This is a genomic window from Vibrio sp. CAU 1672 (genome assembly GCF_029223195.1).
Lineage (GTDB): Bacteria > Pseudomonadota > Gammaproteobacteria > Enterobacterales > Vibrionaceae > Vibrio.
The window spans coordinates 451,485-470,026 of sequence record NZ_JARHUF010000001.1 but is presented as its reverse complement, the minus strand read 5'-3'; the positions used below and the strand labels follow the sequence as shown (position 1 = coordinate 470,026).

Genomic DNA, 18,542 nt, shown 5'->3' with positions numbered 1-18,542 from the left:
ATTTGAATGAAAAAATTGTTTTCCGCTCCGCTTTTCTCAGCACTTGTCTTAAGCCTTTCTCTGGCATCTGTGGCTGAGGCGGCATCGCCTAAAGATGAGCTGAGCCAACGTTTGGCGATGAACGATGGGTTCAGTGCGGATTTTTCCCAGCAGGTGATCAGTCCTGAAGGGGAGACCATTATGGAAGGCGAGGGGACGGTTGAAATTGCCCGTCCGAGCCTGTTCCGCTGGAGCACAACCGTTCCGGATGAAAATTTGCTCGTCTCTGACGGTAAAACGCTCTGGTACTACAGCCCTTTCATTGAGCAGGTGAGTATTTACTGGCAAGAGCAAGCGACCGAACAAACCCCGTTTGTCCTGCTGACTCGTAACCGCACCAGTGACTGGGACAATTATCGCGTGTCGCAGCAAGGTGATCAGTTCACTCTGGTCCCGACGGCGGTAGATTCTACTCAAGGCCAGTTTCAGATTAATATCGATGCAAAGGGTGTGGTGAAGGGCTTTAACGTCATTGAACAAGACGGGCAACAGAGTTTGTTCTCATTTCGCAACGTGAAACTTGGCAAACCTGATCCGGCCCGGTTCACCTTTACGGTACCCAATGGTGTGGAAGTAGATGATCAAAGGAACTAATTGGTCGTGACAAATTACACATTAGATTTTTCAGGGGACGAGGATTTTCGTCCCCTTGCTGCTCGTATGAGGCCGGAAACGGTCGAGCAATATATCGGGCAGCAACATATTCTGGGCCCTGGCAAACCGCTGCGCCGGGCACTTGAAGCTGGTCATATTCACTCAATGATCCTTTGGGGACCGCCGGGGACCGGCAAAACCACCTTGGCGGAAGTGGCCGCCAATTACGCCAATGCTGAAGTTGAGCGCGTTTCTGCCGTGACCTCCGGGGTCAAAGATATCCGCGCGGCGATTGAGAAAGCCCGTGAAAATAAGATGGCCGGCCGGCGCACAATTTTGTTTGTGGATGAGGTGCACCGCTTCAACAAGTCGCAGCAGGATGCCTTCCTGCCGCATATCGAAGACGGGACGGTGACCTTTATTGGCGCGACCACAGAAAACCCGTCGTTTGAGCTTAATAACGCATTGTTGTCTCGTGCCCGGGTATACAAGCTGACATCGCTGGATAAAAGCGAAATTTCTCTGGCGTTGAACCAGGCGATTAACGATAAACAGCGAGGCTTGGGCAACACCCCGGCGCATTTTGCTGACAACGTATTAGATCGCCTGGCTGAGCTGGTCAATGGTGATGCGCGCATGTCGCTTAACTACCTTGAGCTGCTTTATGACATGGCAGAAGACAACGCTCAGGGGGAAAAAGAGATCACCCTTAAGCTGCTGGCGGAAGTGGCCGGGGAGAAGGTTTCGCGTTTCGATAACAAAGGCGATATCTGGTATGACTTGATCTCTGCGGTACACAAATCGATTCGCGGTTCGAACCCTGATGGGGCGCTTTACTGGGCGGCGCGAATGATAGCGGCCGGTTGTGATCCTCTGTATATCGCCCGGCGCTTGCTGGCGATCGCATCAGAAGATATTGGTAATGCCGACCCACGCGCAATGCAGGTTGCCTTGTCGGCGTGGGATTGTTTTACCCGGGTTGGCCCGGCAGAAGGTGAACGCGCCATCGCTCAGGCCATCGTATACCTGGCTTGCGCACCGAAAAGCAACGCGGTGTACACTGCCTGGAATCAAGCGTTGTCTGATGCGCATCATCAACCGGAATATGAAGTCCCGCACCATTTACGCAATGCTCCCACCAGCCTGATGAAAGAGATGGGTTACGGTGCTGAATATCGTTACGCCCATGATGAACCCGGCGCGTATGCCGCAGGTGAGCAGTATTTACCGCCAGAAATGGGCGGGCGTCAGTATTATCAGCCGACAAATCGGGGACTCGAAACTAAAATTGGTGAAAAGTTAGATTATTTGGCTACTTTAGATGCAAATAGCCCACAAAAGCGCTATGAAAAGTAGGCGTTTTTGGATACATTGTTTCAGTTAATTATTTTAAACGCGCAGGTAGTGGATCGGCGCGTGATTTCACAACAAAAAGCATAGGATTAACAATGCTGGATTCTAAATTACTTCGTACAGAGCTGGATGAAACAGCTGCTAAACTGGCACGTCGTGGCTTTAAGCTGGACGTAGAGACTATCCGTAAACTTGAAGAACAACGTAAGTCCATTCAAGTAGAAGTTGAAAATTTACAATCCACGCGTAACTCCATCTCCAAGCAAATTGGCCAAAAAATGGCGGCAGGCGATAAAGAAGGTGCAGAAGAGATCAAGAAGCAAATCGGTACCCTGGGTAGCGATCTTGATGCGAAAAAAGTTGAACTTGAGCAAGTAATGGCCCAGCTAGACGAAATCACGCTTTCTGTGCCAAACCTGCCTGCAGATGATGTGCCTGTTGGTAAAGATGAAAACGACAACGTTGAAATTTCGCGTTGGGGTGAGCCAAAAACCTACGACTTCGAACTAAAAGATCACGTAGACCTGGGTGAAATGGGCGGTGGTCTGGACTTTGCTAGCGCAGTGAAAATCTCTGGCGCACGCTTCATCGTGATGAAAGGCCAGTTTGCTCGTCTGCACCGCGCAATCGCTCAGTTCATGCTGGATCTTCACACAGAAGAGCACGGCTACACAGAAATGTATGTTCCTTATCTGGTTAACTCTGACAGCCTGTTCGGTACCGGTCAGTTGCCTAAGTTCGGTAAAGATCTGTTCCACACTGAGCCATTGGCTGAAAAAGTGAACGACGAAGAGCCACGTAAACTGTCTCTGATCCCAACCGCAGAAGTACCGGTAACCAATCTGGTGCGTGACACCATTTCTGACGAAGCGGATCTACCACTTAAGATGACAGCGCACACGCCATGTTTCCGCTCTGAAGCGGGTTCTTACGGCCGTGATACGCGTGGTCTGATCCGTATGCACCAGTTCGACAAAGTGGAACTGGTACAGATCACTAAACCAGAAGATTCAATGAACGCACTTGAAGAGCTGACTGGTCACGCTGAGAAAGTTCTGCAACTGCTGGAGCTTCCTTACCGCAAAGTGGTTCTGTGTACCGGTGACATGGGCTTCGGTGCGCGTAAGACTTACGATCTGGAAGTGTGGGTTCCTGCTCAGGAAACGTACCGTGAAATCTCTTCATGTTCTAACATGTGGGACTTCCAGGCACGCCGTATGCAGGCTCGTTTCCGTCGTAAAGGCGAGAAGAAACCTGAACTTGTCCACACGCTGAACGGTTCTGGTCTGGCGGTTGGTCGTACCATGGTGGCAATTCTGGAAAACAACCAGGAAGCCGACGGCCGTATTGCCATCCCGACTGCACTGCAGAAATACATGGGCGGCGCTACGCACATCGGTTAATTGATTGACCATTTCAATTGTAGAAACCCAGCTCTTGAGCTGGGTTTTTTATTGGCTATTGAAGTGACTGTTACTGAAAACAGGCTGGATTTTGCAGCGCGGCTTCAATGGCGTCAACCAGCTGTTCGATGTGCTCAGGTTGGCTGATAAACGGTGGCATCATGTAAATGAGTTTGCCGAATGGGCGAATCCATACCCCGTGTTCTACAAATAACCCTTGGATGACTTCCATGTTGGCCGGGCGGTGAGTTTCCACCACACCGATTGCGCCAAGCCAGCGGGTATGTTTGACTAAATCGTATTTTGCTAGCTTTGGAAGTAGCTCAGAGAACAGTGTTTCGATTTGTTTGGTTTGTTGCTGCCACTCTCCTCGTTCGAGGAGTTCTAAACTCGCAGTCGCTACTGCGCACGCAAGTGGATTACCCATGAAGGTTGGCCCGTGCATAAAGCAGCCAGCTTCGCCACCGCATACTGTATCTGCAACGTGCTTGCTGGCCAGTGTCGCAGATAAGGTCATGTAACCCCCGGTCAGAGCTTTACCCACACAGAGGATGTCTGGCTGAACATCAGCATGGTCACAGGCAAATAGCTTACCTGTGCGGCCAAATCCGGTTGCGATTTCGTCAGCAATCAACAATAAGCCATGTTTGTCACACAATGCGCGCACGCCTTTGAGGAACTCTGGGTGGTAGATGCGCATCCCCCCGGCGCCCTGAACAATAGGCTCAAGGATCACCGCGGCCAGCTCGTGATGGTGCTGTTCTAATTTCTGGGTGAAATCCGCCAGATCGTGTGGTTTCCATTCATCCCAGTAACCACAAGTTGGTGACTGTGCAAAAACATGTTCCGGCAGAAAGCCTTTGTAGAGTGAGTGCATGGAGTTGTCTGGATCGGTCACTGACATCGCGGCAAAAGTGTCACCATGATAGCCATGGCGCAGAGTCAGGAATTTGGGCCGGCGCTCACCTTTGGCATGCCAGTACTGCAGTGCCATTTTGAGGCTTACTTCCACCGCTACGGAGCCGGAGTCGGCCAGGAAAACGTGTTCGAGATTGTCAGGGGCCAGAGACAGTAGCTTTTTACACAAACTGATCGCGGGTTGGTGGGTAATGCCGCCAAACATCACGTGGGTGACCTGATCAATTTGCTGATGTGCTGCCTGATTTAAGTGAGGGTGATTGTAGCCATGGATCGCCGACCACCATGAAGACATGCCATCGACCAGCTCTGTTTCGTCCTCAAGTTTAATGTGAACACCATTTGCGGAGATGACCGGGTAGCAGGTCAGAGGTGTCAGCGTAGAAGTGTAAGGATGCCAGATGTGCTGGCGGTCGAAGGCGAGATCCATGTTCGTTTCCAATAATAGATAAGGTTTACATATTAATCAGATGTAAACCTTGTGGTCTTATGTTGTGTTGACAGTTTATCGAGACTTAGTAGACTGTCAACACTACAAAAAAAGTGACCAAAGGAATACACGTGGAAGTTCGTCATAACTGGACGCATGCTGAAGTGCGCGAGCTAATGGAAAAACCATTCATGGATCTTCTGTTTGAAGCGCAGCTTGTTCACCGTCAATACCAACAAACCAACCATGTTCAAGTCAGCACACTACTGTCGATCAAGACCGGTGCCTGCCCGGAAGACTGTAAGTACTGTCCGCAAAGTGCCCGATATACCACTGACATTGAAAAAGAGCGTCTGATGGAAGTCGAGCGCGTGTTGGATGCGGCACAAAAAGCCAAAAATGCCGGTTCGACGCGATTCTGTATGGGGGCGGCGTGGAAGAACCCGAAAGAGCGTGACATGCCGCATTTAACCGACATGATCAAAGGCGTGAAAGGTATGGGGCTAGAAACGTGTATGACCTTGGGGATGCTGACGCCCGGCCAGGCCAAGCAACTGGCTGAGGCTGGTCTGGATTACTATAACCACAACCTTGATACTTCACCTGAGTTCTACGGCAATATCATTACCACCCGCACCTATCAGGATCGTTTAGATACCTTGTCTCATGTCCGTGATGCGGGGATGAAGATCTGCTCTGGCGGCATTATCGGTATGGGTGAAAGCGCTAATGATCGGGCCGGGTTATTGGTCGAACTGGCAAACCTGCCAACCCACCCGGAAAGTGTGCCGATCAATATGCTGGTCAAAGTCAAAGGTACCCCGCTTGAAGAGGTCGATGATGTGGAGCCGTTCGACTTTATTCGCCTGATCGCCATCGCGCGTATCATGATGCCGCAGTCCTCGGTACGTTTGTCGGCGGGACGGGAAAACATGAATGAGCAGATGCAAACCTTGTGTTTTATGGCCGGGGCAAACTCTATCTTTTACGGCTGCAAACTGCTGACTACGCCGAACCCGTCGGAAGACAAAGATATGATGTTGTTTAACAAGCTGGGAATCAACAGCCAGCAAGTGAGCCAAAAGCCGGATGAAGTGGAAGAGAATGAACTGCTCGATCGTGTAGTGGAGCGTGTGGCAGCCCGTCCGGGTAAAGACGATTTGTTCTACGATGCCAGCCTTTAAGTCCCGTATTGAGTCAGCCCTTGCCAAGCGAAAGCAGCAGGGGCTGAATCGTCGTCTCAATGTGGTATTGTCTGGTAATCAATCGATACTGGAGTACAACAGCAAGCGCCTGATTAATTTTTCCAGTAATGATTATCTCGGGCTGGCGAATGATCAGGAGCTGTTACGTGCATGGCAGCAGGGTCTGAGTGTGTATGGCAGTGGCAGCGGAGCCTCGCCGATGGTCACCGGGTTTAGCCCGGCGCACAGTAACCTGGAAGCGGCATTGACCCAGTGGTTAGGCTATGAGCGCGCTGTGTTGTTTGGCTCCGGCTTCAGTGCCAATCAAGCGCTACTGTTTAGTTTGCTGGAAAAGTCCGACCTGCTGTTACAGGATCGCCTCAACCATGCCTCATTGATGGAAGCCGGTGCATTGTGTCCCGCGAGCATGAAACGTTTCAAACACAACGACGTCACTCATCTCAATAAGCTGTACCGCTCCGAAACAGACACCCTGGTGGTAACGGAAGGGGTGTTCAGTATGGATGGTGACCGGGCCCCACTGGCAGAAATCGCCCGCAGCGCTGCGGCACATCATGCCTGGCTGGTGGTTGATGATGCCCATGGCATCGGTGTGCTGGGCGCATCGGGGGGCGGCAGTTGCGAAGCCAGCGGAGTTAAACCTGATTTGCTGGTAGTGACTTTTGGTAAAGCGTTTGGACTGTCAGGGGCTGCCATCCTGTGTGACGCCGCTGTTGGTGACTATCTGACCCAGTTTGCCCGCCATCATGTCTACTCGACCGCGATGCCTCCTTCCCAGGCATTTGCGCTGACCCATGCCGTTTACATGATCCAAACCCAGCACTGGCGCCGGGAAAAGCTGGCTGAGCTAAGTGCTCACTATCATGAAATGATGCATGGCTTAAAGGGCTACGTGAATAGTGAAACACCGATCAAGCCATTTATGATCGGTGACCCGGATCGGGCCGTCAGCATTGGCGAAAAGATCAGGCAACAGGGGATATGGCTAACGGCAATCCGTCCTCCTACCGTACCTCAGGGCACCTCGCGACTCCGGATTACCTTAACAGCGAATCATAATAAGCAGCAGTTAACTATGTTGTCGAATGGATTAAAACAGGTTTTAGGAGAAGATGAATGAGTTCCGCCGAGTTGCAAATCAGCACTGCAGGTTATCAGGACAAAGCGGCTATCGCTTCTTCGTTTGGTAAAGCTGCGCAATCTTATGACCAGCACGCGGCATTTCAGCGTGATGTTGGCGAACGTCTATTAGCGAGGCTGCCACAAGATCTGAGCGGAAACACGATACTGGATCTGGGCTGTGGCACGGGGTATTGTTCCGCCGCTTTACGCGCCAGAGGTGCACAGGTCGTGTGTGGTGACATTTCGCAGGCCATGTTGGATAAAGCGCAGGAGCGTTGTGGAACCACCGGTATGTTGTACCGCATTGCTGATGCTGAGAAGCTGCCGTTTGCCGATAACAGCTTTGATTACGTGTTTTCCAACCTGGCATTGCAATGGTGCGCGGATCTCAGTGTCGCGCTCAATGAAATGCGTCGCGTGGTCAAGCCAGGCGGGCGGGTGCTGTTTACCACGCTGTTGGACGGCTCATTAGCGGAGCTCCGCCGGGCCTGGGGAAAAATTGATGCATATCAACACGTGAATAACTTTATTACTCACAATCAGGTAAAAATTGCGTTAGCGCAAGCTCGTTGCCATGGCCATCAACTAGACTTGAACACCATCACAGTTTGGTACGAATCCGCGTTTAAAGTGATGCGCGATCTCAAGGGGATTGGTGCAAACCACGTAAGCGGCCGCTCACAGGGTCTGACCAGTCGTCGAGTGCTGTTGCAAGTTGAGCGTGAGTACCAAACATTCAAGAATAATCAAGGTCTTCTACCTGCAAGTTATCAGGTTTGTTTTGGAGTCATACATCTATGATTGATGCATTTTTTATTGCTGGTACGGATACTGATGTAGGAAAAACGGTGGCCTCAAAAGCCATTTTACAAGCACTTGCTGAAAAAGGTTTGAGCACGATAGGCTATAAACCAGTGGCTGCAGGAAGCGAAAAGACACCCGAAGGATGGCGTAACTCTGACGCGCTTCATTTGCAAAAAGCGGCGACGGTGGAGGCTGCCTATGAGGATGTTAACCCTTACGCGTTGTCGTTGCCATCTTCTCCTCATATAGCGGCCAAACATGATCACGTTGAAGTCGAATTTCAGGTATTAAGTGAAAAATTAGCCCATCATAAAGAGTGTGCTGATATCGTATTGGTTGAAGGGGCCGGTGGTTGGCGTGTACCTGTTTCCGATACTGACGGGCTTGCTAGCTGGGTTGAGCAAGAGAAATTGCCGGTGGTTCTGGTCGTGGGGATCAAATTAGGTTGTTTGAGCCATGCGATGCTAACCGCTGAGGTCATTAAGTCGGATGGCCTGAATCTAGTGGGGTGGGTTGCTAACCGCGTGAACCCGGGCACGGAACACTATGCCGAGATCATTGAGATGCTGGAACAACGTATCGACGCACCTAAGTTAGGTGAAATTCCGTACGTCCCGAGTGCCAAACGCAAAGATCTGGGCAAGTACATTAATGTTGAACCGCTGCTGAACGTGGCAGAGTAACCTCTCGACATTGAAGAGTCATCGATCTTCACGAAATAAGAAGGGCTGCCGAGGCAGCCCTTTTGTATACTATTGACACTTATTTTTCCTGGCTTAAACCCATCAGGGCTTGGTGTGTGTCGGAAGCCTGCGTTAGCATCGATGGTTCAGTAGAAATACCCAGCTGCTGTTTTGCTTCTTCCTCTGAAATCCCTAGATGACAGCATAACAAATCGATAGCCATTTGATAGTTGTTAGTTTCTACCATGATATTTTCCCTTTATGACATGGACTGGAAGAGGCGGGTAAAAGACTGGCAGTCTGCCGCACTCTCGGTTCACTACAATATTCTATTAGCCTGAGTCTAACTCGATCCGGTTGGTGTACAATAAGACCAAAGTCTAACCTAATGCTAAACATTTGTTTTTTGATAACTAAAAACAACAAACTTTGTTCAGTATAGAAAACAAATGTTGCAATTTAATACTTAACCTTGTTTATAACCCAGTTAGACTATATCTATAAAGCAGCATAGTCCAATTGCGTTTGATTGGGCTCTCACGATAATAAGCTTCCCTCGGAGAAAAGTAATGAAGCGAGTTCTGTTGTTCCTGGCAACCAACCTGGCCGTTGTGCTGGTGTTGAGCGTTGTTCTGAATATTGTTTATGCGGTAACGGGAATACAGCCCGGTAGCCTGTCTGGTTTGCTGATCATCGCTGCGGTGTTTGGTTTTGGTGGTGCGCTGATCTCTCTGCTGATGTCCAAAAGCATGGCTCTGCGCTCGGTCGGCGGGATGGTGATCGAAAGCCCACGCAACGAAACCGAGCACTGGTTATTGGAGACGGTTGGTCGTCAGGCACATCAAGCCGGTGTGGGCATGCCGACGGTAGCAATCTACGATTCACCGGACATCAATGCGTTTGCAACCGGAGCTAAGCGCGATGATTCACTGGTCGCAGTGTCAACGGGATTGCTACACAATATGACACGTGATGAAGCCGAAGCGGTTTTGGCCCACGAGGTAAGCCATATCGCTAATGGTGACATGGTTACGATGACCCTGATGCAGGGGGTGGTGAACACTTTCGTGATCTTCTTATCGCGTTTTATTGCCAATATTGTCGCCTCCGGTGATGATGAAGAAGGTGAGGGATCCAACGTGATGGTTTACTTTGCCGTTTCGATTGCGCTTGAGTTAGTGTTTGGTTTTCTGGCCAGCTTTATTACGATGTGGTACAGCCGTCACCGTGAGTTTCATGCCGACGCAGGCGCGGCACAGCTAGTCGGTAAAGAAAAAATGATTGCTGCACTGGAGCGTTTGAAAATGAGTCATGAATCTAAGCTGGACGGAAGCATGATGGCATTTGGTATCAATGGTAAACAGTCATTGACCGAGTTGCTGATGAGTCACCCGCCGCTGGACAAGCGAATCGCGGCGTTACGCAGCCAGTAACACTAAACAGTCGCTAACTGAATCGAAAGGCCTGATTGAGAATCAGGCCTTTTTTATATCTGTTGATCCTGATCGCAATCAACTACGTAACACAGTTGAGAAATAAAGTTATACAAAATTTTTTTTGTACAACTTTTATTGTTGAACTATCTTGTACATATAAATATTTTGTACACTTTTTGAATTGCGTATACAGGAGTCCGGACGATGGATGTGGAGTCAGTTGGCAATATCTATCAGCAACTGAGCAAGACCAACTTGCATTTGCTTGAAGGTGTCTATCACCCGGAGGTGGTGTTTGAAGACGCTGCCCATCGCCTTGAGGGCTGGCCTGCGCTGTCTGGTTATTTTCAGTCCCTTTATTCTAATGTTTTGCGCTGTGATTTTATTATCCACGAGCACCAGCAAGTCGGGGATACGGGGTTTCTTACCTGGACGATGGATCTGCAGCACCCTAAATTGCAAAAAGGTGCGCCGATAACGGTTCAGGGGGTATCACACTTGAAGTTCAGCAATGGCAAAGTGATTTACCATCGCGACTACTTCGATTTGGGTGAGATGTTGTACGAAAACCTGCCATTGCTGGGGGCGGTGGTGAAAGCGGTCAAACAGAGGTTAGGGCAATGAGTGACAGTGTATTGATTACCGGGGCAACGTCTGGCATTGGCAAAAGGCTGGCACTGGACTACGCCGACAGTGGTTATGATGTTATTGCCTGTGGCCGCAACCTCGCTGTGCTCAATGAGCTGAAAAACCACAACAGTAACATCGCGACTTTACAGTTCGATGTTACCGATCATGAGCAGACACTTAGCGCGCTGGAAACGCTACCGTTCATACCGGCAACATGGATTTTCAATGCCGGTGACTGTGAATATATGGATGAGGGGCGAGTCGACGCCAAGTTGCTGGCCAGAGTGCTTAATGTGAATGTGGTTGGGGTGGCTAATTGCATTGAAGCGTGTCAGAAGCACTTTACCCGCGGGCAGCGGGTGGTGGTGGTCGGGTCGATCGCCTCGGAACTGCCGTTCCCGCGTGCGGAAGCGTATGGCGCGTCTAAAGCGGCGGTGAGTTATTTTGCCCGGAGCCTCAGCGTTGATTTGAAAAGCAAGGGCATCAAAGTGGTGACGGTTTTTCCGGGATTTGTTGAAACACCGCTGACCGATAAAAATAGTTTTGAGATGCCGATGATCATCTCGGTTGAGCAAGCTTCGAAAGCCATTCGAAAACAGCTCGCGGCGAACAAGAGCCATATTTACTTTCCAACCAGATTTACTGCGCTTCTGCGCTTGCTGGCTCTGCTGCCATACAGTTGGCAGGCGCGGATTACCTCAAAACTGGTCTCATAACGACGGGTATTTCATTATCAAGGAACGAGCATGAAGATTGCGATTATTGGTACAGGGATTTCAGGACTGACCTGCGGTTACTACTTACACAAACAGCATGATGTTACGTTGTTTGAAGCCAATGACTACATTGGCGGGCATACTGCAACTGTCGATGTCCATCTGGACGGCACAGATTATGCGATTGACACTGGTTTTATCGTTTACAACGACCGTACCTATCCCCATTTCATTAAGATGATGAGCGAAATAGGCGTGGAAGGGGTACCGACCCAAATGAGCTTCAGTGTGCGCAACGATGGAAACGGACTGGAGTACAATGGCCACACACTGTCGACGTTGTTTGCACAAAAGCGCAACTGGGCAAACCCTTACTTTTACCGTTTTATCTTTGAGATTTTGCGCTTTAACAAGCTGGCAAAATCCTTGGCGAACGAGCCGTCGGCTCACGTGCAGACGTTAGGAGAGTTTCTCGATGAGCATCATTTCAGTGTCTTCTTTTGTGACAATTATATCCTGCCAATGGGCGCGGCTATCTGGTCATCAACTTTAGCAGACATGCGTTCATTTCCGCTGATGTTCTTCCTGCGCTTTTTTCTGAATCATGGCTTGCTCGACATTACCAACCGACCACAATGGTTTGTGATCAAAGGCGGCTCCCGCAGTTACATTCCGCCACTCACCAAGGGGTTCGCTGACCGGATCCGCCTGAATAGCCCGGTAGAGAGCGTCATTCGCGATGACACTGGAGTTGCAGTGCAGGTCCATGGTGACACGGAATGGTTTGATGAGGTGATTTTTGCCTGCCACAGTGATCAGGCTATCAGGATGCTGGGGGATATCATGCCTGCTGAGCAAGAAATTCTCAGTGATATGACCTATCAGGCCAATGAAGTGGTGTTGCACACTGACACCAGCCTGTTACCAAAACGCAAAGCCGCATGGGCATCGTGGAATTACCGCCTGGAAGGCAGTGAAGAGGAGCAGACGCACCTTCCTTCTCTCACCTACAACATGAACATTCTGCAGCATGTTCAGTCACAGCATACCTTCTGCGTAACGCTCAACAGCACGGATAAAATCGATGCGGGCAAAATTCTGCGTAAGTTTACCTATCACCACCCGGTGTTCACGACAGAATCGATTGCGGCCCAGCAGCGCAGAGGTGAGATTCAAGGCGTAGCGAAGACCTGGTTCTGTGGGGCGTATTGGTATAACGGATTTCATGAAGACGGCGTACGTAGTGCTCTGGATGTGGTTCAGGCTCTTGAGAACAAACACCGGGAGCAGAACCGCCTCAGCTTAGACAAGGGTGCGGCGTAATATGAATAGCCGACTCTTTATAGGTAATGTTCGCCATCGTCGCTTCACACCGGTCAATCATGAGTTGAACTATGCTTTGTTCATGCCTGCTATTGATGTGGAAGAGCTTGCTGAGCTGGAAAAAAAGGTATGGGGGTTTGGTACGCGCTGGTGGCATTGGGCGCGATTCAAGCGCAGTGACTATGTCGGAGAAGGGGATCTAAAAACGGCGGTGCAAGATAAGGTCGCCGAGATCACTGGTGTTCGCTGTACCGGCAAAGTGATTGCGGTATGTCATCTGCGTTATCTCGGGCTTTACTTCAGTCCGGTGAATTTCTACTACGTTTACAATCATGCGGGAGAGTGGCAATACCTGCTTGCTGAAGTGAGTAACACACCATGGAATGAACGTCATTACTACGCAGTCGCCGCAAACCAGAATGATGAACAATTTGGTTGGGAGCAGGACAAGGCATTTCATGTATCGCCGTTTAACCCAATCGACCAGCTTTATAAGTGGAAGCTTAAACCGCTGACAGGCAAGCTGAGTATTCATCTGGAATGCCACAAAGGTGAGAAACATTTTGATGCCACCATGGCTATGAAAGCACATGAACTAACAAGTAAAAACCTGCTGAGATGTTTGCTGGTAACACCGATGCAAACGGTAAAAATCATGATCGACATTTACTGGCACGCACTGAAACTCTGGCTTAAAGGGGCACCTTTTTATTCTCACCCCAAATACAGCCAACCCGTTGAGGTGAAAGATGTAAAAGCGCTGAAAGACGAGAAAAATAACAAACAGAAGGAGAATTCTGCATGTTAAATACCACTTCTATGGCAATGCCCCGTGTCCTGACCACGACCCAAAAAGCGGCTCGCGGCGTTATTTTTCAGTGTCTGCACAAAATGGAAATCGGCTGCCTGACGGTCATCGAAAGTTTCAAAACAGAAACGACCGAGCGCAGTGAGAGATTCTCCACACCGAACGGTGATTACAACGGCGAACCGGTTGTCGCAACGATTGAGGTCAAGCACCCGGGTTTTTACTCGCGTATTTTGCAGGGCGGGAGTATTGCAGCGGGCGAAGCCTATATGGACGGCTGGTGGGACAGTCCCGACCTTACCGCATTGATGAGGCTGATGGCCCTCAACCTGCGCGCTCTTGACCAGCTTGAAGAGCAGGGCAGTTGGCTCACTAAGCTTTTGTATAAGGTTAGCCACCGGTCGAAGCGTAACTCACAAGAGAACTCACGTAAGAACATCCACGCCCACTATGACTTGGGCAACGATCTCTATGAAGCTTTTCTTGATACCAATATGCTTTACTCATCGGCAGTTTACCATCAAGACAGCGACTCCCTGGAGCAAGCGCAAATCAATAAAATGGATCGCTTGTGTCAGCAGCTTGAGCTAAAACCGACAGACCACGTGATTGAAATTGGTACCGGTTGGGGCGCAATGGCAATCTACATGGCAGAGCAGTACGGCTGCCGGGTAACCACGACCACCATTTCTGACCAGCAGTATGCGTACGCTGAGCAGCAAATCGAAGCGCGTGGTTTGTCGGATAAGATCACCCTGTTGAAAGAGGACTACCGTAACCTTGAGGGCAACTACGATAAGTTGGTTTCGATAGAGATGATTGAAGCGGTCGGCAAACAGTTCCTGCCATCGTATATAAAGGTGTGTGAGTCACTGCTCAAGCCGGGTGGTTTAATGGCTATTCAGGCGATCACGATTGCGGATCAGCGTTATGAGTACTACAGCAATAACGTTGATTTTATTCAGAAGTACATTTTCCCGGGGGGATTTCTGCCTTCGGTCACTTCGTTAACCCAAGCCACTACTAAGCACAGTGACTTAGTGGTGCGTGATCTGTTCGATATTGGCCTTGATTACGCCAAAACGCTTAGTGAATGGCACTACCGTTTCAATCAGGCGGAAAGCGAAGTTCGTTCGTTTGGCTATGACGACCGTTTTGTTCGCATGTGGCGTTACTACCTAAGTTACTGTGAAGGTGGTTTCCTTGCTCGCACTATCAGCGCGGTTCACATGACGTTTCAGCGTCCGTAGTTTGTTATGAGAGTGTTTATTGCATCGACATGGTTCCAACTCATCTGGTTTGCAGCGGTGCTTGGAACCTATCAGTGGCAGTGGCTGACTTTATTGCTGACCCTTGCGACCGTCGTGTATTGCTGGAAAACGGACCGTTCTTCGTTAAAGAGTATCGCCAGTATCGTAACGACGGGGCTGGTGCTCGAAACCCTCAACCAACAATTTTCTGTATTCATCTTCCCGACGCAATGGTTACCTGTTTGGCTCTTGTGCTTATGGGTTCTGTTCTCCTGGTATGCTTACCAACTAAAGTCAATTTTGTACCGTTTTCCCAAAACCTACGTATCAATAGTAGGCGGTCTCGGAGGAACAGTGAGCTACTTCGCTGGTTATAAATTCCAAGCCGTTGAATTTGGATTCAGCATGAGTACGACTCTGGCGCTTTTATTCGTTGAGTGGTGCGCGATGATGCTATTGATACTCAGGGTATACGCAAATGAAAGGGTTGAAGAGAAATTGGAAACGGAAGCTGACTAATGGTGTGATGGCAGTTTCGCTGTTGTGTGCCGTGCCTTTGCAAGCTCATAATGTTGCGGGTGCGCGTATCACAGCAGATACAAGCAGTTGGCAACATTGGCAGACGGTAGGGGAAGCTCAACTTACGTGGTTCATCTTTGATATCTATAAATCTCGCCTAAAAACCCCGGATGGCCAGTACACCGTCTCGAGTGACGTTTCTCCTCATCCCTTTGCGCTCGAAATCAACTATCAGCGTGACATCAGTAAAGAGCAACTGCTCGATGTGACCGATGAGCAATGGCAAAAGCTCGGCTTTACTCAGCCTTATCGTCGGCAGTGGATTTCCGAGCTTAATACCATGCTCCCCAATATTAAGAAGGGTGATGAGCTGACGTATCTCACTGACGGTAAAACAGGACAACTTATTTATCGCCAGGCGGGCCGAGTGCCTCATCAAACGGTTGGGTACGTAAAAGATGAACGACTTAATGATGCGTTTCTCTCTATTTGGTTATCACCACAAACGGAGTTTCCTAAACTTCGCAAACAACTGATTGGGCAGGTGAGGTAGTGAAAATAGTAAAGCGAATGATAAAAGTGTCGGTGATTGCAGCCGCAGCCTTGCTAGGGGCTTGTTCTGCTGATATCGCTAACTACCGGGCGGCGACACCAACCTTTGACTTGTTTGGTTATTTTGACGGTGAGATCAAGGCGTGGGGCATGGTGCAAGATTACACGGAGCAGCAAACCCGCCGCTTTGAAGTGGATATTGTTGGTAGCGTTGATGGTAACGAGCTGACGCTGGTGGAAGACTTCGTGTTTGATGATGGTTCGCTCGACCAGCGGATTTGGGTTATCACGAGGTTAGAAGACGGCAGCTACAGGGGGAAAGCCGACGACATCATTGGTGTTGCGACGGGCAAAGAACAAGGTAACGCACTGCAATGGCAATACGACTTTAACCTACAGTTGGATGAGTCGAGTATCACGGTTGCCTTTGATGACTGGCTTTATCGCCAGGATGAGATGCACGTGTTTAACCTGACTAAGATTAAGAAGTTTGGTGTCGAGGTCGGAACGATAACCTTGTTCTTTCAAAAACAGCCTTAAATACGGTTATCGACGCCAAAATAAAAAAGTTGACGCGTTCGCGTCAACCTTATGCATTTTCAGTTTATCACTCAGTGATTACAGCTTGTCAGTCAGCTCGATGGCCTGACCGATGTAGTTCGCTGGCGTCATCTCTTTCAGACGTGCTTTCTCGTGCTCAGGAAGCTCAAGACCATCGATGAAGTGACGCATTGCTTCGCCGTCTACACGCTTACCACGAGTCAGCTCTTTTAGCTTCTCGTAAGGCTTCTCGATGCCGTAACGACGCATTACTGTTTGTACTGGTTCTGCTAGTACTTCCCAGTTCTTGTCTAGTTCAGCAAGAAGTGCTTCGCGGTTTACTTCTAGCTTGCTGATGCCTTTAAGCGTAGAAGTGTAAGCGATAATTGCGTAGCCAACACCAACACCAAGGTTACGTAGAACTGTTGAGTCAGTTAGGTCACGTTGCCAACGAGAGATAGGCAGTTTCTGTGCTAGGTGACCGAACACAGCGTTCGCAAGACCTAGGTTACCTTCTGAGTTTTCAAAGTCGATTGGGTTAACTTTGTGAGGCATTGTTGAAGAACCAATCTCACCAGCAATGGTTTTTTGCTTGAAGTGACCTAGTGCGATGTAACCCCAAACGTCACGGTCGAAGTCAATCAGGATAGTGTTGAAACGCGCAACCGCGTCGAACAGCTCAGCGATGTAATCGTGCGGTTCGATCTGAGTTGTGTAAGGGTTCCAAGTTACACCTAGAGACTCGGTAATGAACTCTTCAGAGAACTTGTGCCAATCTAGCTCTGGGTAAGCTGAAAGGTGTGCGTTGTAGTTACCTACTGCACCGTTGATTTTCGCTAGGATCTCAACGTTTTCGATTTGCTTGAATTGACGCTCCATACGGTACGCCACGTTTGCCATTTCTTTACCCATTGTTGATGGAGAAGCTGGCTGACCGTGTGTACGAGATAGAAGAGGAATGTCGCGGTATTCCACTGCTAGCGCTTTGATAGCGTCGATTAGGTTACGGATTTCTGGAAGAATCACGTTCTCACGCGCTTCTTTAAGCATAAGAGCGTGTGAAGTGTTGTTGATGTCTTCAGAAGTACATGCAAAGTGGAAGAACTCGTTTACTGCGTGCAGTTCAGGAACGTCTGCTACTTTCTCTTTTAGGAAGTACTCAACCGCTTTTACGTCGTGGTTAGTTGTACGCTCGATCTCTTTGATTCGGCGTGCATCTTCTTCAGAGAAGTTTGCAGCAAGGTCGTCTAGGAATTGGTTTGCTTCTGCGCTAAACGCTGGCACTTCTGCAATTTCAGCAGTAGCAGCAAGCTTTTGTAGCCAGCGGATTTCAACGATAGTACGGTACTTTAGTAGACCGTATTCACTGAAAATTTCGCGTAACGCAATTGTCTTGCTTCCGTAACGGCCGTCTACTGGTGAAACAGCAGTCAATGCTGACAGTTCCATGATGTTCTCCTGAATTGGGTTTCTAAATTTCGTGAGCTTTATACCAATAACTGTGGCAATTGTCACGAATATTGCGCAAACGTTTGCGCGAGATTGGTGTTAGTCAAAAAATTAGCTCGCGGTAAACGCGAGCTAGCTGCTGGATTTATGCCATTCTGGCTAACAGGATTTGTGCCTGTTCAACCATCTTCTTGCGTCCGAAGATTAAGTGGCGACGCTTACCGCCAACCTGGCGCCAGAGTACCGCACTGCGAATACCGGATAACAACAGCGCCCGCACTTTATGCTGGTTTGAGGTCTGTTGCAGTACCGATGGGGTTCCGGTTACCTGAATACGAGGACCAATCGGGCTCACCACATCGAGGTAAATACTGGCCAGGTTGCTGATCATCTGTTCATCGAGCAGTTCAAAGTGATCCGTTTGGCGTTGTGCCATTTGGATACGATCGCCAAGCTGCGACATGGCATCATTGCGACCGGTAAGCTTACGCTCTAAAGCCATTAAACTAATGATGTAGCGGGTGATCTCGCTGCCGGCAGGTGTGCTGTCAATGCCCTTTACCAAGCATTCCAGGCCCAGTTTTAGGTTGGCTTCATGGCCAAAAACACTGGCGGTGTTGGCTGGATTAGTATTCAAAATGGCCTTGATTGACGTTTCAAAGGCATCTTGATCACAATGACCGTCTCGCGCAACCTGCTGAACCAACGCCACGGCCTGACAAATACCGGCAAAAGCAATAGTACGGTCATAAAGTGTGTTCGCCACGT

20 protein-coding genes are annotated in these 18,542 nt (G+C 49.4%); 16 read left to right on the top strand and 4 right to left on the bottom strand.

Annotation, left to right across the window (positions count from 1 at the left end):
* The first annotated feature begins 6 nt into the window (after positions 1 to 6).
* The 3 genes from lolA (at position 7) to serS (ending at position 3,389) form a co-directional block, all read left to right on the top strand.
* Complete coding sequence (lolA, locus tag P2G85_RS02085; RefSeq protein WP_275862443.1) at positions 7 to 633, top strand: outer membrane lipoprotein chaperone LolA; 627 nt, start codon at positions 7 to 9, stop codon at positions 631 to 633.
* Positions 634 to 1,989 (top strand): replication-associated recombination protein A, encoded by a 1,356-nt coding sequence (locus P2G85_RS02080; protein ID WP_275862442.1) that lies wholly within the window; start codon positions 634 to 636, stop codon positions 1,987 to 1,989.
* A 92-nt stretch (positions 1,990 to 2,081) separates the two neighbouring features.
* Entirely contained in the window at positions 2,082 to 3,389 is a 1,308-nt protein-coding gene (serS, locus tag P2G85_RS02075) for a serine--tRNA ligase (protein WP_275862441.1), read from the top strand.
* A 70-nt stretch (positions 3,390 to 3,459) separates the two neighbouring features.
* Here serS and bioA read toward each other — a convergent pair whose 3' ends face one another.
* Positions 3,460 to 4,737 carry an adenosylmethionine--8-amino-7-oxononanoate transaminase gene (bioA, locus tag P2G85_RS02070; protein ID WP_275862440.1) on the bottom strand — a complete coding sequence of 426 codons (1,278 nt, stop codon included), beginning with the start codon at positions 4,735 to 4,737 and terminating at the stop codon, positions 3,460 to 3,462.
* A gap of 131 nt (positions 4,738 to 4,868) precedes the next feature.
* Between bioA and bioB the strand changes: the two genes are divergently transcribed.
* Genes bioB through bioD form a run of 4 tightly spaced genes read left to right on the top strand, consistent with a single transcriptional unit; the run spans position 4,869 to position 8,551 of the window.
* Positions 4,869 to 5,921, top strand: a complete 1,053-nt coding sequence (gene bioB, locus P2G85_RS02065; RefSeq protein WP_275862439.1) for a biotin synthase BioB — start codon at positions 4,869 to 4,871, stop codon at positions 5,919 to 5,921.
* Positions 5,908 to 7,062: an 8-amino-7-oxononanoate synthase gene (gene bioF / locus P2G85_RS02060; RefSeq protein ID WP_275862438.1), complete on the top strand. Its 1,155-nt coding sequence runs from the start codon at positions 5,908 to 5,910 to the stop codon at positions 7,060 to 7,062. The genes bioB and bioF overlap by 14 nt, the downstream gene beginning before the upstream one ends.
* The gene (gene bioC, locus P2G85_RS02055; protein ID WP_275862437.1) at positions 7,059 to 7,865 is read left to right on the top strand and encodes a malonyl-ACP O-methyltransferase BioC; all 807 of its coding nucleotides are present in this window, start codon (positions 7,059 to 7,061) and stop codon (positions 7,863 to 7,865) included. Before bioF ends, bioC begins: the two co-directional genes overlap by 4 nt.
* Positions 7,862 to 8,551: a dethiobiotin synthase gene (bioD, locus tag P2G85_RS02050; protein ID WP_275862436.1), complete on the top strand. Its 690-nt coding sequence runs from the start codon at positions 7,862 to 7,864 to the stop codon at positions 8,549 to 8,551. The genes bioC and bioD overlap by 4 nt, the downstream gene beginning before the upstream one ends.
* A gap of 79 nt (positions 8,552 to 8,630) precedes the next feature.
* Here the strand turns inward: bioD and P2G85_RS02045 are convergent, their stop codons facing one another.
* Positions 8,631 to 8,798 (bottom strand): hypothetical protein, encoded by a 168-nt coding sequence (locus tag P2G85_RS02045; protein ID WP_275862435.1) that lies wholly within the window; start codon positions 8,796 to 8,798, stop codon positions 8,631 to 8,633.
* A gap of 322 nt (positions 8,799 to 9,120) precedes the next feature.
* Between P2G85_RS02045 and htpX the strand changes: the two genes are divergently transcribed.
* The 9 genes from htpX (at position 9,121) to P2G85_RS02000 (ending at position 16,325) form a co-directional block, all read left to right on the top strand.
* A complete protein-coding gene (htpX, locus tag P2G85_RS02040) occupies positions 9,121 to 9,984 on the top strand; it encodes a protease HtpX (protein ID WP_275862434.1) in 864 nt (287 codons plus the stop codon).
* Between the two features lie 207 nt (positions 9,985 to 10,191).
* Positions 10,192 to 10,611: a nuclear transport factor 2 family protein gene (locus P2G85_RS02035; protein ID WP_275862433.1), complete on the top strand. Its 420-nt coding sequence runs from the start codon at positions 10,192 to 10,194 to the stop codon at positions 10,609 to 10,611.
* Entirely contained in the window at positions 10,608 to 11,333 is a 726-nt protein-coding gene (locus tag P2G85_RS02030) for an SDR family oxidoreductase (protein WP_275862432.1), read from the top strand. Before P2G85_RS02035 ends, P2G85_RS02030 begins: the two co-directional genes overlap by 4 nt.
* 30 nt (positions 11,334 to 11,363) lie before the next feature.
* Positions 11,364 to 12,656: an NAD(P)/FAD-dependent oxidoreductase gene (locus P2G85_RS02025; protein ID WP_275862431.1), complete on the top strand. Its 1,293-nt coding sequence runs from the start codon at positions 11,364 to 11,366 to the stop codon at positions 12,654 to 12,656.
* A complete protein-coding gene (locus P2G85_RS02020) occupies positions 12,646 to 13,464 on the top strand; it encodes a DUF1365 family protein (RefSeq protein ID WP_275862430.1) in 819 nt (272 codons plus the stop codon). Before P2G85_RS02025 ends, P2G85_RS02020 begins: the two co-directional genes overlap by 11 nt.
* Positions 13,458 to 14,714, top strand: a complete 1,257-nt coding sequence (locus P2G85_RS02015) for a cyclopropane-fatty-acyl-phospholipid synthase family protein (RefSeq protein ID WP_275862429.1) — start codon at positions 13,458 to 13,460, stop codon at positions 14,712 to 14,714. Before P2G85_RS02020 ends, P2G85_RS02015 begins: the two co-directional genes overlap by 7 nt.
* A 6-nt stretch (positions 14,715 to 14,720) precedes the next feature.
* Positions 14,721 to 15,233 carry a DUF2878 domain-containing protein gene (locus P2G85_RS02010; RefSeq protein ID WP_275862428.1) on the top strand — a complete coding sequence of 171 codons (513 nt, stop codon included), beginning with the start codon at positions 14,721 to 14,723 and terminating at the stop codon, positions 15,231 to 15,233.
* Positions 15,193 to 15,786, top strand: coding sequence for a chalcone isomerase family protein (locus P2G85_RS02005; RefSeq protein WP_275862427.1), 594 nt, complete (start codon positions 15,193 to 15,195; stop codon positions 15,784 to 15,786). Before P2G85_RS02010 ends, P2G85_RS02005 begins: the two co-directional genes overlap by 41 nt.
* Before the next feature lie 17 nt (positions 15,787 to 15,803).
* Positions 15,804 to 16,325 (top strand): DUF3833 domain-containing protein, encoded by a 522-nt coding sequence (locus P2G85_RS02000; protein WP_275862499.1) that lies wholly within the window; start codon positions 15,804 to 15,806, stop codon positions 16,323 to 16,325.
* A gap of 78 nt (positions 16,326 to 16,403) precedes the next feature.
* Here P2G85_RS02000 and purB read toward each other — a convergent pair whose 3' ends face one another.
* Positions 16,404 to 17,774 carry an adenylosuccinate lyase gene (purB, locus tag P2G85_RS01995; protein WP_275862426.1) on the bottom strand — a complete coding sequence of 457 codons (1,371 nt, stop codon included), beginning with the start codon at positions 17,772 to 17,774 and terminating at the stop codon, positions 16,404 to 16,406.
* Between the two features lie 145 nt (positions 17,775 to 17,919).
* Positions 17,920 to 18,540: a high frequency lysogenization protein HflD gene (gene hflD / locus P2G85_RS01990; RefSeq protein WP_275862425.1), complete on the bottom strand. Its 621-nt coding sequence runs from the start codon at positions 18,538 to 18,540 to the stop codon at positions 17,920 to 17,922.
* Positions 18,541 to 18,542: the final 2 nt, after the last annotated feature.

Coding starts and splice junctions, on each gene's coding strand:
- lolA (WP_275862443.1), top strand. CDS start 7: ATGAAAAAATTGTTTTCCGCTCCGCTTTTCTCAGCACTTGTCTTAAGC.
- serS (WP_275862441.1), top strand. CDS start 2,082: ATGCTGGATTCTAAATTACTTCGTACAGAGCTGGATGAAACAGCTGCT.
- bioA (WP_275862440.1), bottom strand. CDS start 4,737: ATGGATCTCGCCTTCGACCGCCAGCACATCTGGCATCCTTACACTTCT.
- bioF (WP_275862438.1), top strand. CDS start 5,908: ATGCCAGCCTTTAAGTCCCGTATTGAGTCAGCCCTTGCCAAGCGAAAG.
- bioC (WP_275862437.1), top strand. CDS start 7,059: ATGAGTTCCGCCGAGTTGCAAATCAGCACTGCAGGTTATCAGGACAAA.
- bioD (WP_275862436.1), top strand. CDS start 7,862: ATGATTGATGCATTTTTTATTGCTGGTACGGATACTGATGTAGGAAAA.
- P2G85_RS02045 (WP_275862435.1), bottom strand. CDS start 8,798: ATGGTAGAAACTAACAACTATCAAATGGCTATCGATTTGTTATGCTGT.
- htpX (WP_275862434.1), top strand. CDS start 9,121: ATGAAGCGAGTTCTGTTGTTCCTGGCAACCAACCTGGCCGTTGTGCTG.
- P2G85_RS02035 (WP_275862433.1), top strand. CDS start 10,192: ATGGATGTGGAGTCAGTTGGCAATATCTATCAGCAACTGAGCAAGACC.
- P2G85_RS02030 (WP_275862432.1), top strand. CDS start 10,608: ATGAGTGACAGTGTATTGATTACCGGGGCAACGTCTGGCATTGGCAAA.
- P2G85_RS02025 (WP_275862431.1), top strand. CDS start 11,364: ATGAAGATTGCGATTATTGGTACAGGGATTTCAGGACTGACCTGCGGT.
- P2G85_RS02015 (WP_275862429.1), top strand. CDS start 13,458: ATGTTAAATACCACTTCTATGGCAATGCCCCGTGTCCTGACCACGACC.
- P2G85_RS02010 (WP_275862428.1), top strand. CDS start 14,721: ATGAGAGTGTTTATTGCATCGACATGGTTCCAACTCATCTGGTTTGCA.
- P2G85_RS02005 (WP_275862427.1), top strand. CDS start 15,193: ATGAAAGGGTTGAAGAGAAATTGGAAACGGAAGCTGACTAATGGTGTG.
- P2G85_RS02000 (WP_275862499.1), top strand. CDS start 15,804: ATGATAAAAGTGTCGGTGATTGCAGCCGCAGCCTTGCTAGGGGCTTGT.
- purB (WP_275862426.1), bottom strand. CDS start 17,774: ATGGAACTGTCAGCATTGACTGCTGTTTCACCAGTAGACGGCCGTTAC.